This window comes from Pseudomonas sp. GL-R-19 (assembly GCF_019956375.1).
GTDB lineage: Bacteria > Pseudomonadota > Gammaproteobacteria > Pseudomonadales > Pseudomonadaceae > Aquipseudomonas.
This window is the reverse complement of the sequence record NZ_JAHBDJ010000047.1, coordinates 21,844-35,532: the sequence shown is the minus strand read 5'-3', so window position 1 is coordinate 35,532 and position 13,689 is coordinate 21,844. Positions and strand designations below refer to the sequence as shown.

Here is a 13,689-nt window from a genome sequence, read left to right as displayed (position 1 = left end):
CCCGAATTTCTTGACGACCATAGAGCATTGGAACCACCTGATCCCATCCCGAACTCAGCAGTGAAACGATGCATCGCCGATGGTAGTGTGGGGTTTCCCCATGTGAGAGTAGGTCATCGTCAAGATTAAATTCCAAAACCCCTATCTGCGCACGCAGGTAGGGGTTTTGTTTTTGTCCGCCGTGTAGGAGCGAGCTTGCTCGCGATGGGCTTCAGGACGGCGCGGGGCATCAGCAAGTTAGCGTCAGCGTTGACAACCATCGTCGGAACGGCGCCCGGAGCAAGCTCGCTCCTACAGCAAGTCGCCTTCAAAAGCTCAAGCAATCAAGCACAAATTGGCGCAGTTATTTTTGTCCCGGGACACTAGAATAGGACCAACTTTTTCAGAGTCAGAGCGCTTATGCCGGATTCGGTTGACGCCAAAGAGCTGTCAGAATTACCACTAGAAAATCTGGTTGCCTGCCATGAGTGCGACCTGCTGATGCGTAAGCCCGAACTCGCCCATGGCGAAAAAGCCTTGTGCCCGCGCTGTGGCTACGAGCTTTATGCCCATCGCTACAACGTCGTACAGCGCAGTCTTGCCTTGGTCGCCGCCGCCTTGTTGTTGTTTATTCCGGCGAACTTTTTACCCATCATGCAACTCAATCTGCTCGGGCAATCTTCGCAAGACACTGTCTGGAGCGGTGTTGTAGCCCTTTTTGATACGGGCATGCAAAGCGTCTCAGTGATTGTGTTCCTGTGCAGCATGGGGATCCCGCTGCTCAAGCTACTGTGCCAACTGGCCGTATTGTTGAGTATCCGTTTCAATGTCGGCCGCAGCTACGGCTTGTTGCTCTATCGCATTTATCACCATATACGCGAATGGGGGATGCTCGAGGTTTACTTCATGGGCGTACTCGTGGCGATCGTCAAGCTGGCAGATATGGCAGCCATCACCGTAGGCCTCGGCCTGGCGTGCTTCATCGGTTTGTTGCTGATTCAAGTCTGGCTGGAGGTCGTAATGTCGCCTCACCAGATCTGGCAAGCATTATCAGGAGAAGATGCCCATGCGGGCGATTGATGCAGGCATTCTGATTTGCAAGGAATGTCATGAATTGAACAGGCAGGAAGCTGATAGCGATGAGCAAGTCTGTACACGCTGCGGAGCACTGGTGCATGCCCGCAGCCCGAATAGCCTGGTGCGCACCTGGGCATTGCTGATTACCGCCGCCATTCTTTACATACCGGCCAATTTGCTGCCGATCATGACCGTGAACTCTCTGGGCAAGGGTGCGCCCAGCACGATCATGGCGGGTGTGATCGAGTTGGTGCACTACGGAATGATCCCCATTGCGGCGGTGGTGTTTATCGCCAGTATCCTGGTGCCCACCTTCAAGCTGGTAGGCATCGCTCTGCTGCTGTTTTCCGTGCAGCGCCGTCAGCCCCTTTCGGCTCGCCAGCGTATCTGGATGTACCGTTTCATTGAATTCATCGGCCGCTGGTCGATGCTCGATATCTTTGTGATCGCCATCCTCGTGGCGGTCGTGAATTTTGGCCGGCTTGCCAGCATCGAAGCCAATCTTGGCGCCATCGCCTTCGCCACTGTAGTGATTCTGACGATGCTTGCCGCAGTAACTTTCGATCCCCGACTGATTTGGGATAACACGGAGTCGGACGACGACCATGACTGATTTGCCTGTAGCGAAAACCCGACCGGCCTCGAACTGGTCTGCCATTTGGGTGCTGCCCCTGATCGCCTTGATCATTGGCGGCTGGCTCGGCTGGCGTGCCTATAACGAGACCGGCATCGAGATTCAGGTGCGTTTTGAGAGTGGCGAAGGCATTCAGGCCAACAAGACCGAAGTGGTCTATAAAGGCATGCCAGTCGGTAAGGTCAAAAGCCTCAAGCTCGATGATGAGGGCAGTTCCAAAGGTGTGATCGCCAGTATCGAAATGAACAAGGACGTAGAGCAATACCTGCGAACCAGCACGCGTTTCTGGCTGGTCAAGCCGAGCGTGACGCTGGCAGGGATTACCGGTCTTGAGACGCTGGTTTCAGGTAACTATGTTGCCATCAGTCCGGGGGAAGGCGAGCCCGTCCGCAAATTCAAGGCCCTGGCCCAGGAGCCGCCGCTCTCCGATGCCCAGCCGGGTCTGCACCTGACCATCAAAGCTGATCGCCTGGGTTCGTTGAACCGCGGCAGCCCGGTGTTCTACAAACAGATCAAGGTAGGTCAGATCAAGAGCTACGTGCTGTCCGAGGACCAGAGCACTGTCGAGCTCAAGGTCTTCATCGAGCCGACTTACGCCAAACTGGTACGCAAACACACACGTTTCTGGAACGCCAGCGGCATCAGCATCGACGCCAATCTGTCCGGTGTGAAAGTGCGCAGCGAGTCGTTGGCCAGCATCGTCGCCGGTGGTATTGCATTCGCTACGCCTGAAAACCGCAAGGACAGCCCGCCTACCGACCCAAGCCTGCCGTTCAGACTCTACGAAGACTTCGATGCAGCGGCGGCCGGTATCCGGGTCAAGGTCAAGCTCAGCGACTTCGAAGGCTTGCAGGCCGGTCGTACGCCGGTGATGTACAAAGGCATCCAGGTCGGCAATCTCAAGGCGCTGAAGGTCGATCCTGATCTGTCCGGGGCCACTGCCGAATTGACGATGGATCCATTGGCCGAAGATTACCTGGTGGACGGTACGCAATTCTGGGTGGTCAAACCGTCGATTTCCCTGGCAGGGATTACCGGCCTGGAAGCGCTGGTCAAAGGTAACTACATCGCTGTGCGACCTGGCGACAAGGGTTCGGCTCCACAACGGGAGTTTGTGGCACGGGCCAAGGCGCCGCCGCTGGATCTGCGTGCACCTGGACTGCATTTGGTGTTATTCACGGAAAACCTTGGTTCGCTGGAAGTCGGCAGCCCGGTTCTCTACAAGCAGGTTAAAGTCGGCTCCGTACAGAGCTATCAGTTCTCGCGCACCAAAAAGCAGTTGATCATCGGCGTGCACATCGAGAAGGAATACGAGGATCTGGTCAACGCCTCGACACGCTTCTGGAATGCCAGCGGCATCACGCTCACGGGTGGACTGACCGGTGGGATTCAAGTCAAAAGTGAGTCTCTGCAAAGTTTGATGGCCGGTGGTATTGCGTTTGAAACCCCGGAAGCCAAGGCGCCGCTACGCAAGCGCATTCCACGTTTCCGCTTGTTTGCCAGCCGTGACGACGCCACGCAAAAGGGTGAGGTGATCAGCATCAAGGTAGACCGCGCCGATGGTTTGCGTACGGGCACGCCGATTCGCTTCAAGGGCCTGGATGTCGGCAAGATCGAGGACGTTGACCTGAGTGACGACCTGCAATCGGTGCTGCTGACCGCGCGGATTACCGAAGTGCCGGAACGCATCGCCCGGGTTGGCAGTCAGTTCTGGGTGGTCAAGCCTGAGCTGGGCCTGATCAAGACGTCCAATCTCGAAACCCTGGTGACCGGGCAATACATCGAGGTGCAACCGGCAGCGAAAAATCTGGGGCCGCAGAAGAACTTTGTCGCTTTGGTCGCTGCGCCGGAAACCGCCAAGCAGGAAGCGGGATTGAGTCTGGTGCTCAGCGCCGCTCGTCGCGGATCGCTGAAGGCCGGCGTGCCGGTGACGTATCGCGAAATCACCGTGGGCAAGGTGACGGGTTATGAACTGGGCCAGACTGCTGATCGTGTCCTGATCCACATCCTGATCGAGCCGAAATACGCTCCACTGGTACGCAGCGGCACGCGGTTCTGGAACACCAGCGGTTTCGACTTCGATGTCGGCCTGTTCAAAGGCGCAACGGTGCGCACTGAATCCCTGGAGACGATGATTCAGGGCGGTGTTGCCTTTGCCACACCGGACGGTGAGCGCATGGGCGGCCCGGCGCAACCGGAGCAGACGTTCGCGCTGTTTGACAAGTTTGAGGAGGAATGGCTGGGTTGGGCGCCGAAGATTTCCATCGGCAAGTAGTCTGATGGTGCTTGTGCTGCCGTCTTCGCGAGCAGGCTCGCTCCCACAATGGATTGCGTTTACGCCGATCTAAAGTGGGAGCGAGCCTGCTCGCGAAGAGGCCCTCAAACGCACTGAAAGACTAAAAACAGGTTGATGAAAAAAGGCGGCGATCCATTGGATAGCCGCCTTTTTCATTGCCTTCGATTCAAGCCTCAAACTGCATCCAGCTCCGGTTCATCCGCTTGTTCGTTGACTGTCGCCTTCACCTGATCGTGACGACGGATGTACTTCCAGTCCGCCTCGTCGATGTAGATGCCGGCCGGGCCGCTGCCGCCTTCCAGGTCGATGGCGACGCTGGCGCAGACCTGCGGCTTCACGCTCGCCAGAATCGGCACGAAGCCCAGCTGCAGGCTGGTTTCCAGCAAGGCGGCCTGGTTCTTCTCATCGATGTCCGCCGCCTCGTCGAGGTAGTACGGCAGGCGCACGCGACCGGCCTGGTCGCGGTCCATCAAGTGCAGCAACAAGTACATGTTGGTCAGCGCCTTGATGGTCATGGTGGTGCCATTGGAGGCGGCGCCGTCGATGTCGGTGTGGATCACTGGTTGGCCGTTGACCTTGGTGATCTCGAACGCCAGTTCGAACAAGTCCTTGAGGCCGAGCTGGTTGTGGTTTGCCGCCACCAGCCGCGCCAGGTATTCCTTGGCCTCTTCGTTCTTGTTGTCCTGTTCCGCACTCTGGCTCAGATCGAACACCGACAGGGTTTCGCCTTCTTCGTACTGACCGGCGCTGTGAATGATCTGGTCGATGTGCTTGAGCGCTTCCTTGTTCGGCGCAAGCACGATACGGAAGCTCTGCAGGTTGGAGACCTGACGTTTGTTGATCTCGCGGTTGAACAGTGCCAGTTGGTGTTCGAGGCTGTCGTAGTCGCTGCGGATGTTGCGCAGGGTCCGGGCGATGTCGGTGACCGCCGCGCGACGCGCCTTGCCCAGGGTCAGGGCTTCATCGGTACGGTGCGCATAGGCGTTGATCAACAGTTGCAGGCGACGCTCCATATCGTCTTCGCTGTCGAACTTGGCCACGCCCTTGAGGCGCACCTGAGCGTACAGCGCTTCGATCTGACCATCGGCGCGCAGCAGACCTTGCCAGCTGTCCTGATAGTCATTGAGCAACGGCAGCAGGTTGTCCATCGAATCGTCGATCGGGTCCATGAACGGTGTGCCGAACGGCAGGTCCGCTGGCAGCAACTGACGGCGGCGCAGGGCGTCGTCGAGGGTGCGTTGCTTGGCTTCCATGTCACCGATCTGCCGGCCGACCAGTTGCAGCTTGGCCGACAGTTGCTGGACGCGCTCGGTGAAGGCGTCGCTGGAGCGCTTCAGCTCATCCTGCGCCGCTTCCATTTGTGCCAGCTGCTCAAGCTTGTCGCCTTCCTCGGCGCTCAGGGTTTGCGCACGACGGAAGTCTTCCAGGGCTTTCTGTGCATCCAGCACTTGCTGGTACAGCGCTTCGGTCTGGGTCTTGCTCGCGGCGCGGTCGGCGGCCACGGCTTGCTGGGTTTTCAGTTGCTTGAGTTCTTTTTCCAGGCGCTCTTTCTGATCGCGCAACGCCGCGCGGTCAGCCAGGGCCTGCAATGCCGGAGGTTCGATGTGCGAGATGTCGATGGACAGGCCCGGCACTTCGAAGCGTTCGCCTTTGAAGCCGTCGAGGATCAGCTCCACGGATTTGACCCACTCGCCGTCGTCGTCGAGGGTGATGCCGTGTTCGCCCAATGGCAGGCTGAACAGCGCGCTGTTGAACAAGCGCATCAGTCGTTCGACGTCCTGCTGCGAGAACTCTTCGCGCAGGCGGGCGTAGCTGTTGTTGTCGGCGTGATCGAGTTGCTGTTTGACCGACTTCAGGCGTTTTTCCAGATCGCGCAGACGCTCTTCGAGATCTTCGGCGCTGAACTGGCGGGATTGCGCCAATGCACCGGCGAGTTCGTCGTGGGCGTCCTTGGCGGCCAGCAGTTGCTGTTCCAGCACCTTCACGTCATCGATCAGGGCAAAGCGATGCTTGAGCACCGACAATTCGCCGAGCCAGCGCTGGATGCCGGTGATTTCCCGCTCCAGACGCATCAGTTCCTGAGTGCCGCCGCGCTGGTCGTTTTGCAGGGCGTCCTGCTCATTGCGGTAGTGCTCGGCCTGAATGGTCAGCTCCTCCTTGCGCGCACTGGCGTAGTCCGACCAGGTGCCCAGCAGCGAGTCGAGCAGGGGCGAGATCCGGTGCAGTTTGCCGCGCAGAATGTCGCGTTGTTTCACACCGTTGGCCAAGGCTTCGACCAGCGGGCCGGCGGCGACCAGCGAGTTGTAGTCCTGCTCCATGCGGCGTACATCGCGGAACGCTTCTTCGCACGCGGCGATGTAATCGACGCTGCCGGAGCGCAGGCTGTGTTCGAAGGCATCGAGGAACAGTTGCTTGAGCTTGGCCGCAGTGATTTCACGCATGTGCAGCAGGTTGATGAACAGCGCGCGGAAGGTTTTCAGGCTCTGCTCGCTGGTGGAGCGCAGTGGAATCAGCGTCAGGTCCAGCGGGATCGAGGTGTGGCCACCGACCAACAAACGGCGCAGTTCGTCCGGCTTGAGTTCGTAGGCTTTCAGGCCTTCGCGCTCAAGGTTGGTGAACAGTTCTTTCTGACGCAGGCAGGTGTCGTTTTTCTGGTAGTGGGCCAGGTCCAGTTTGCCGGCGTAGGCAAAGAACTGGTGACCGAAACCGCCGCCCGGGCCGCGACCGACCACGCCTATCACGTGGGGACCGTGGGGCAGGTTCACTTCGACCAGGATGTAGCTGGTGTCCGAGGCGAAGTAGAAGCGCCGGGACTGCTCCAGGCTGTACTTGCCGAAGCTCATGTCCGACATGCGCGCCAGGATCGGGAACTGCAAGGCGTTGATCGAGGCGGATTTACCGAGGTTGTTCGCGCCGTACACCGACAGCGGCTCTTCCAGCGGGAACAGGCCAAGGCTATAGCCGGCGGTGTTCAAAAGGGCAAAGCGGCGGATGCCGTAACGTTCCTTGCTCATGCGTCGAGCTCCTGTTCTTCGGCGATGGCGCGGGCCAGGGCGTCTTCTTCGCTTTCATCTTCAAATTCTGCGAGGTCGAGCGGGTCATCGGTCTGCAGCAGTTTTTCGTCGCTGTCGTCGTCGATCAGCACCGGCACCGGCAACGGCAGGACGCTGTGCAGGCTGGCGGCCAGATCGCGGTCCTGCTGCACCGACAGGCACACATCGAGGAAACGGTGCATCGGCGGCAGGAAACGGTAGATGCCGTTTTCTTCGCTGGCAAAACCGAGTTGGGTCATGCGGCGCATGATCTTTTCTTCCAGCTCGTCCTGGGTCTGCACTTCGGCCTGGATGAACAGGTCGCGGTACTTTTCCAGCAACGATGGGAGCTCATCGCGACCGAGGCTGCCGCCGTCGAGCACAGAGATCGGGTCGCGGCCCTGGTCGGCCAGGTGCTCGACGAGGATGAAGGTGAACAGCGCCAGACGCTGGGCGGTCTTGTTCACCGCCGCCGCCGCGAGGTCCGGCACGAAGTAGTAGAAGCCGCGGGTGTCGCAGACCAGTTCAAAGCCCAGGGCCTTGAACAGCGTGCGGTATTGGTCCTGAAAGTTCGACAACTGTGCGTACAGCTCCGGATCGCGGCGGCTGACGTGGTAACCCTTGAACAGCTCGCGAAAGATCGGTGCCAGATGGGACAGTTCGGATAGATCAAGATGCATAAGGAGTGCTCGCAGAATCCTCGGCGGCGGTGTCGCTGACCGAGAGCAGGGCGAAGGAGCGCAGGCTGACCTGATGCTCGTGGGTATGGTATTCGCGACGCTCCAGACGCTCGCGCGTGAAGCGTTTTTCCCGCGACAGGCGCGAGAACCAGTACAGCAATTCGTCGGTGGCGCCGTCCGGTTCCTGCTCCAGCAGCCAGGTCATCAGGTCCGGCATCGGCAGGGCGTCCTCGCAACGTTCGAGCATTTCCCGAACGGTGCGCGGCGCACGCGGGGCTTCGCCTTTCTGGGTCTTGTGGGCCTTGGGGAAGCGCGCCGGTTTCGGTTCGAAACGCGCCAGGGCGTAAACGTATGCTTCGACCTGACTGGCGCTGCCGAGGAAGGTACTTTGCGGGCGGGTGAACATCGGCATCGCCGCTTGCGGCACGGCGTCGATGCCCTTGCGGCGGATCATCGACAGGGCCAGCGCCGCGCCACGGGTCACGGCGTTGTGCCGGCGGGCTTCTTCGCGCAGCGGCAAGAGCAGTTCGCGGGCGTGACGCAGGGTCAGCTGGGCACTGGTCTGCATTTCGAGGATGCGTGCGTGGGTACGCAGCAGCATGTCGTCGTCGACCAGGTGGCCGAGGCGCTGCTGTTCACTGAGCATCTTCAGCAGGACGGTTTCGACCTTGCGCACGCCTTGTTCGAAGGCGCCGTCGGCGTTCACCAGATCAATCATCGGCTCGACGTATTCGTCCCAGGTCGCCAGCACTTCAGCGTAACGCTGGCGCAACGGAATCTGCCGATCACTGGTTTTCGCCCGTTCGGCGACGGCCACCAGGGCCTGTTCGTCGTTATCGAGTTTTTTCAGTACGTCACGCACGCGCATGTCGAGCAGACGCAATTGGCGGGCGAGGTCATTGCCATCGCGGATATCGAATGCGTCCTGGATATAACCGGCCAGACGCTCCAGGTGGCGCAGGTAGGCTTCGATCTCCAGGCACAGGCCCAGGCGGTGTTCACGGCGCAGATAGGCGAGGAAGTCGTGAATCTGCGCATTGAGCTCGAAACGGTTCGGGCTTTTGGCCACGGGAACCAGGATGTCGAGGCGAATCCACACGTCCAGCAGGCTGGTGATGTCCTGCGGCGTACTGTCGAGTTGCTGGGCGGCCAGTTGCGTGCGCAGTTCGTTCAGGCTCAGTGTGCCTTGGTCGAAGTGCTCGCACAGTGGCTCCAGAAGTGCCCAGTGTTCAGCGAGGGCGCGCAAGACGCGCTTGGGTTCGATCATCGGAATGGCCGGCTGGTTGGCGATTAAAAGTCGCGATTGTACTGCATCGGGCGCGATGCGATTCACTCTCGGGACGGGCTGTCGCCATTTTTCATAGGTGCAAAGACTATCGGTGAAGTCTATCGATCAACAGCGCGGGCGATCTTTAGCGAACGGCGGTAGAATCAGCGCACTTTAGTTATCCACAAGTGGCCGACCTTTGCTTATCGAGTCCCGTCGTCGCGCTTATCTGGCCGCCATGCAGGTGGTCAACTGGCTGCCGCGTACCGAATTGCCCTTTGCCGCGCCGTCGCGGCCCGAGCTGCTGGACATGCCAGAGCCGGTTGTGGTCGCGCCTGTCGTGCCCGCTGTTGTGGCCCAGACGCCCGTGGCGCCTGTGGCCAAGCCGGCCGAGCGGGCGAAGATCGAGGTGCCGCGACCATCGCTGGCAAGCACGCGCACCGGTGCCAAACCGGTGGAAGAGGCTGAAGAGGCGCCGGTCGTAGTCAAGGCCCCGATCGTGCCGCCCCCGCGTTTCGCCCTGCAATTGTTGCGGGCCGGGCGTTGCCTGCTGCTGGTGGAGTTACCCACAGGCGAATCCTTCCAGAGCCGCGATCCTGCTTATCTGCTGCTCAAGGACATGCTGCGCGCCGCCGGTCTGCCGGACAGCCCGCAGATCGTCGGTGAGCCGGTACGCTGGCCGTTGCTGGTGCGTGGCACGATGGATCAAGGCCCGGAAGCGGCCCGCGACTTCGTGCAAGGTTTCCTCTCGGTGCGCATGGAAGAAACGCCCTGCGCCTGCTTGTGGCTGATCGGCTTACCCGCGGTGCGATTTGCCGGCGAGGCGGATGCCGAGGCGTTCAATCGCGAGTTGCAGATCGAAGGCCTGGGCTCGGCCTGGGCGGTGCCGGGCCTGGAATTATTAATGGAAGAGCCACAGCGTAAGGCTGATGTCTGGCAAGCCATGCGCCGGCTGATGGCGCGCTGGAAAGAATCGAATGAGTGACGCTGTATCGTTTCGCCCGATGAACGAGGCGGACCTGGAAACTGTACTGAAAATCGAATACGCAGCCTACAGCCATCCCTGGACTCGCGGGATTTTCCTCGATGGCCTGGGCAAGTATCAGATCTGGCTGATGTTCGAAGGTCAGCAACAGGTGGGCCACGGTGTGGTGCAGATCATCCTCGACGAGGCTCATCTGCTGAACATTACGGTCAAGCCGGAAAACCAGGGCCGTGGCCTGGGGCTGACATTGCTTGAGCATTTGATGTCGATTGCCTACAAGGCCGACGCCCGGGAGTGTTTCCTGGAAGTGCGCGACAGCAATACCGCGGCGTTCAAGCTGTACGAGCGTTATGGTTTCAACGAGATCGGCCGGCGCCGGGATTACTACCCGGCGGTGGGTGGGCGCGAAGATGCGGTGGTCATGGCCTGTACTTTGGTGGATTGATTCATACCCGTCTGTGGCGAGGGAGCTTGCTCCCGCTGGGTCGCAAAGCGGCCCCCGAGAGCATTTGGGGATGTGTTTTGCGACTGCTTCGCAGCCGAGCGGGACGGTGCGGCGATCCGACAAGCTCCCTCGCCACAGGATCAACGTTTTTTGTCGAGAGGATCGCGTAGCGCCTGTTCTGCCTCATCCAGCCCGCTGCCACCGCCGATGTCATGGCCATCGACAATGCTCAGGTCCCAGTCGGCCCGACTGTCCTCACCGGCCTCATGGGCATCCCTGGCGCCGTCTTCACGGATCAGGGTTTCCGGGCTCAAGTCATCGTCGGTAGGTTGATGGTTTCCGGTCGAGGCACCGGTCAGATCCGCTTCACGTACGCGCCGACGAGGCATCAGTTGCTTGCGCTCCTCGTCCGGCAATTCGTCACCGATTCTGGCACCGGGCTCTTCTTCATCGAAATCCAGCTCACGCACCGAGCCCATGCGGTCTTCGTCGTCATCGACGGGTTCCGGTTGCACCGCATCGTACGGACGTCGTGAATCATTCATGGTAATTCCTCATACTGTAGGCCTTACTACGGTTGACCTACTTGGCTACCGAGAATTCCACCGGCATGGAGCCCTGTGTTCCGGATCAGGAGAGCATTTGCATTTCGCGCGTGACCCCGACGGACGGTTGTCAGTCAAAGCTGCGCATCATTCTTGAGGCTTCAAAGCATGAACGAATTACAAGATCTGATTGATAACAACGAGCGTTGGGCCGCTGCGATCAAGGAGCAAGATCCTGACTTCTTCGCCAAGCTGGCTCGCCAACAGACTCCTGAGTTCCTGTGGATCGGTTGTTCCGATGCCCGGGTGCCGGCCAACGAGATCGTCGGCATGCTACCGGGTGATCTGTTCGTACACCGTAATGTGGCCAACGTGGTGCTGCACACCGACCTCAACTGCCTGTCGGTGATTCAGTACGCGGTCGATGTGCTCAAGGTCAAACACATCCTCGTCACCGGTCATTATGGCTGCGGTGGTGTGCGCGCCTCGATGCAGGATCGTCAGTTCGGCCTGATCGACGGTTGGCTGCGCTCGATTCGCGACCTGTATTACGAAAAGCGCGAAGAACTGGCCAAACTTGCCACCGAGGAAGAACGGGTCGACCGTCTTTGCGAGCTCAACGTAATCCAGCAGGTGGCCAACGTCGGTCACACCAGCATTGTGCAAAACGCCTGGCACCGCGGGCAGAGCCTGTCGGTCCACGGCTGCATTTATGGCATCAAGGATGGCCGCTGGAAGAGCCTGAATGCGACCATTAGCGGTTTCGAGCAACTGCCAGCGCAGTACCGCCTGCGTCCGTTCGAGCCCCTGTAAAGTCCCTCAGCGCAGACTCTGCCGACGCCACTGTTGCAAAAACGGCTGGCCGTCGGCGTTCGGCGCTTCATCGTATCCGGTGATCCAGCCCCGGCAGTTGTACGAACCGCAGTGGCAGGCGAACTGGCGCAGCAGCTTGTCTTCCGTGGCCGCGTAATCCATCGACAGCCAGTCGCCTTTCTGAATGTCCTTCAGCGCCCATAACCACAGCTCACTCATGTCCAGAAACACGTTCGGGTCGCAAGAGTGGCGCAGCAGCCCGCAGAAGCGCGGGTCATAGACGTGAACATCGGGCGCCAGCTGGCGGGTATGTCGGCTGCGATAGGGCAGCAAATGCCCCGACACCCGGCAGATTCGACTGATGCGGGGAAACTCGCGCAGCGCTGCTACCGCCATCGGCGTGCCTTTGTCGTTCGAGAGAATCTCGAAATCGGCCAGGGATGGAAATCCGAGGTGAAGGGGCAACGCCACAAAAGGGTAAACACCCTGCGGCGGTGCGAGAGACTTGCGCAGTGCATTGGCTTTCATAACGTTCCTTGTCGGCTGGGTGCTGCGACTTCCATTGGCTGACGATCCTGTCAGCGCCGCAGCACATGGGTACGGCCCAAGCCTCTCGCAGATATCGCGGGCGGTCTACTGTCATAACTGACAGGTCGACTGCCAGCCATCGGTTTATAGCGGTGGAGCGGGCAGGGCCGTGGCTGGAGCTGGCGCCTTGAGCTGTTTGAGCTGCAGTTGGACCGGTGCAGTCGAGCATTTGGCCGCCGCCTGTCCCTGCGTCAGGTTGCGAATCGAGGTGTAGAACAGCGTGCAGGTTTTTTCCTTCTCGGCCACTTGCCAGGTTTGCGTGCAGGTTTTCAGCTCGACATCGGCATTACTGTCCGGTTGGCTGCCCATGACGGCCTGCCAGCACGCGGCGCTCAAATCCTGGCCCATGACTTTCAGGCCCGCCGCATCGGCCTTGGCCTTGGCATCATTGCCGGAATAGTTCGCCGGATCGGCGGCGTACCAGATGTAGCTCGGGTGGTTGGAACCCAGCACCCGCACCTTCACCCCGTCACTCGGGCTGATCGTCGCCAGGCCCAGCACGTTCACGGTCGGCCCGTATTGTTGCTTGATCCAGTTACGCACCGGCGCGCCGAAGGCGACCATTGGCAATGCTTCACCGTTGGCGTGCAGGCTGACGTTCCTGACCATGGTGGTCTGGTAGTCGTTGAAGTAGCTGTAGACGCCCTCCAGGTCCTTGCCGGCGTTGGATGGGGCGGCGATAGGGGCGATGTCGACAATGGTCTGAAAGCCTGGCGTCTGTTCGGCCGGGATGCCATTGGCGGTGAGCAGCGTGGCCCAGCGATCCGTGGTGGCGGACTTCAGGTAATCCTGGGCCTGGGTCAGCGAATAGTCGGGCGGGAAGTGCAGCAGTTCGACGCTTTTGCGGTTTTCCAGGGCCATGCCCAGCGGCAGGAACAGATACCAGCTGTACGCCCACTTGCCATCGGCATTCAGTTTGCTGGCGCCGTTATAGGCCAGGTCACCGGCATCGAGTAGCGCTGCCAAGGGTTTTTCATAGCCGTTGGGCACGCCGATGATTTCTGCGTGGAGCTGACCGTTATCGGTTTTGACCAGAACCTTCGCGTCACCGTAGCCATCGCGCTGCACGCTCTGGGTCAGGTAGTGCTCGACGGTTTGCTCAAGCGTCCAGTTGCGAAAGCAGATCACGTTGCAATTGTTGGGGTAGGCGAAGAGGCGGGTAACGCGTTCGGTAGTGCCCAGCTTCAAGTTGGCATCGGCGTGGGCGGTGGTGCTCAGGGTGAGGGCTGCGAGAGTGAGTGCCGCGAGTTTGAACATGCTCAGATCCTTTTCAGCGTATAAGTCCGGCAGATACTGAAACAGACAGGGCGGAACAAAAAGGGCCGATATCAATATCGGCCCTTTTTTT

Annotated in this window: 12 protein-coding genes and 1 rRNA gene; 7 read left to right on the top strand and 6 right to left on the bottom strand. The window is 59.9% G+C overall.

Annotated features, from left to right (window positions below; all coding sequences use genetic code 11):
• The first annotated feature begins 9 nt into the window (after positions 1 to 9).
• The 4 genes from rrf to KGA83_RS22550 all read left to right on the top strand — a co-directional run bounded on the left by rrf (position 10) and on the right by KGA83_RS22550 (position 3,965).
• A 5S ribosomal RNA gene (gene rrf / locus KGA83_RS22565) occupies positions 10 to 125 on the top strand.
• Between the two features lie 274 nt (positions 126 to 399).
• Complete coding sequence (locus KGA83_RS22560) at positions 400 to 1,059, top strand: paraquat-inducible protein A (RefSeq protein WP_108214826.1); 660 nt, start codon at positions 400 to 402, stop codon at positions 1,057 to 1,059.
• Entirely contained in the window at positions 1,046 to 1,669 is a 624-nt protein-coding gene (locus tag KGA83_RS22555; RefSeq protein ID WP_108214827.1) for a paraquat-inducible protein A, read from the top strand. The genes KGA83_RS22560 and KGA83_RS22555 overlap by 14 nt, the downstream gene beginning before the upstream one ends.
• Positions 1,662 to 3,965, top strand: a complete 2,304-nt coding sequence (locus KGA83_RS22550; protein ID WP_223530961.1) for an intermembrane transport protein PqiB — start codon at positions 1,662 to 1,664, stop codon at positions 3,963 to 3,965. The genes KGA83_RS22555 and KGA83_RS22550 overlap by 8 nt, the downstream gene beginning before the upstream one ends.
• Positions 3,966 to 4,159: 194 nt before the next feature.
• Here KGA83_RS22550 and mksF read toward each other — a convergent pair whose 3' ends face one another.
• Genes mksF through mksB form a run of 3 tightly spaced genes read right to left on the bottom strand, consistent with a single transcriptional unit; the run spans position 4,160 to position 8,965 of the window.
• Complete coding sequence (mksF, locus tag KGA83_RS22545; protein WP_108214829.1) at positions 4,160 to 7,000, bottom strand: Mks condensin complex protein MksF; 2,841 nt, start codon at positions 6,998 to 7,000, stop codon at positions 4,160 to 4,162.
• Entirely contained in the window at positions 6,997 to 7,698 is a 702-nt protein-coding gene (gene mksE / locus KGA83_RS22540; protein ID WP_223530960.1) for an Mks condensin complex protein MksE, read from the bottom strand. Before mksE ends, mksF begins: the two co-directional genes overlap by 4 nt.
• Positions 7,688 to 8,965 (bottom strand): Mks condensin complex protein MksB, encoded by a 1,278-nt coding sequence (gene mksB / locus KGA83_RS22535; protein WP_177413319.1) that lies wholly within the window; start codon positions 8,963 to 8,965, stop codon positions 7,688 to 7,690. The genes mksE and mksB overlap by 11 nt, the downstream gene beginning before the upstream one ends.
• Before the next feature lie 238 nt (positions 8,966 to 9,203).
• Between mksB and KGA83_RS22530 the strand changes: the two genes are divergently transcribed.
• On the top strand, positions 9,204 to 9,950 hold the full coding sequence (locus KGA83_RS22530; RefSeq protein ID WP_108214832.1) for an energy transducer TonB: 747 nt from the start codon (positions 9,204 to 9,206) through the stop codon (positions 9,948 to 9,950).
• Positions 9,943 to 10,395 (top strand): ribosomal protein S18-alanine N-acetyltransferase, encoded by a 453-nt coding sequence (gene rimI / locus KGA83_RS22525; protein ID WP_108214833.1) that lies wholly within the window; start codon positions 9,943 to 9,945, stop codon positions 10,393 to 10,395. The genes KGA83_RS22530 and rimI overlap by 8 nt, the downstream gene beginning before the upstream one ends.
• A 140-nt stretch (positions 10,396 to 10,535) precedes the next feature.
• Here the strand turns inward: rimI and KGA83_RS22520 are convergent, their stop codons facing one another.
• Entirely contained in the window at positions 10,536 to 10,940 is a 405-nt protein-coding gene (locus tag KGA83_RS22520) for a serine kinase/phosphatase (RefSeq protein ID WP_223530958.1), read from the bottom strand.
• A gap of 168 nt (positions 10,941 to 11,108) precedes the next feature.
• Here KGA83_RS22520 and can point away from each other — a divergent pair, with 168 nt between their 5' ends.
• The gene (gene can, locus KGA83_RS22515) at positions 11,109 to 11,753 is read left to right on the top strand and encodes a carbonate dehydratase (protein WP_108214835.1); all 645 of its coding nucleotides are present in this window, start codon (positions 11,109 to 11,111) and stop codon (positions 11,751 to 11,753) included.
• 6 nt (positions 11,754 to 11,759) lie between these two features.
• Here can and KGA83_RS22510 read toward each other — a convergent pair whose 3' ends face one another.
• Together KGA83_RS22510 and KGA83_RS22505 are read right to left on the bottom strand one after the other, a co-directional pair.
• The gene (locus tag KGA83_RS22510; RefSeq protein ID WP_108214836.1) at positions 11,760 to 12,281 is read right to left on the bottom strand and encodes an SET domain-containing protein-lysine N-methyltransferase; all 522 of its coding nucleotides are present in this window, start codon (positions 12,279 to 12,281) and stop codon (positions 11,760 to 11,762) included.
• 144 nt (positions 12,282 to 12,425) lie between these two features.
• Entirely contained in the window at positions 12,426 to 13,598 is a 1,173-nt protein-coding gene (locus tag KGA83_RS22505; RefSeq protein ID WP_223530956.1) for a hypothetical protein, read from the bottom strand.
• Between the last annotated feature and the right edge of the window lie 91 nt (positions 13,599 to 13,689).

Bases quoted from the DNA above. Each gene is read 5' to 3' on its own strand.
- can (WP_108214835.1), top strand. From the start codon at position 11,109: ATGAACGAATTACAAGATCTGATTGATAACAACGAGCGTTGGGCCGCT.
- KGA83_RS22560 (WP_108214826.1), top strand. From the start codon at position 400: ATGCCGGATTCGGTTGACGCCAAAGAGCTGTCAGAATTACCACTAGAA.
- KGA83_RS22530 (WP_108214832.1), top strand. From the start codon at position 9,204: ATGCAGGTGGTCAACTGGCTGCCGCGTACCGAATTGCCCTTTGCCGCG.
- KGA83_RS22550 (WP_223530961.1), top strand. From the start codon at position 1,662: ATGACTGATTTGCCTGTAGCGAAAACCCGACCGGCCTCGAACTGGTCT.
- rimI (WP_108214833.1), top strand. From the start codon at position 9,943: ATGAGTGACGCTGTATCGTTTCGCCCGATGAACGAGGCGGACCTGGAA.
- mksB (WP_177413319.1), bottom strand. From the start codon at position 8,965: ATGATCGAACCCAAGCGCGTCTTGCGCGCCCTCGCTGAACACTGGGCA.
- KGA83_RS22510 (WP_108214836.1), bottom strand. From the start codon at position 12,281: ATGAAAGCCAATGCACTGCGCAAGTCTCTCGCACCGCCGCAGGGTGTT.
- KGA83_RS22555 (WP_108214827.1), top strand. From the start codon at position 1,046: ATGCGGGCGATTGATGCAGGCATTCTGATTTGCAAGGAATGTCATGAA.
- mksE (WP_223530960.1), bottom strand. From the start codon at position 7,698: ATGCATCTTGATCTATCCGAACTGTCCCATCTGGCACCGATCTTTCGC.
- mksF (WP_108214829.1), bottom strand. From the start codon at position 7,000: ATGAGCAAGGAACGTTACGGCATCCGCCGCTTTGCCCTTTTGAACACC.
- KGA83_RS22520 (WP_223530958.1), bottom strand. From the start codon at position 10,940: ATGAATGATTCACGACGTCCGTACGATGCGGTGCAACCGGAACCCGTC.
- KGA83_RS22505 (WP_223530956.1), bottom strand. From the start codon at position 13,598: ATGTTCAAACTCGCGGCACTCACTCTCGCAGCCCTCACCCTGAGCACC.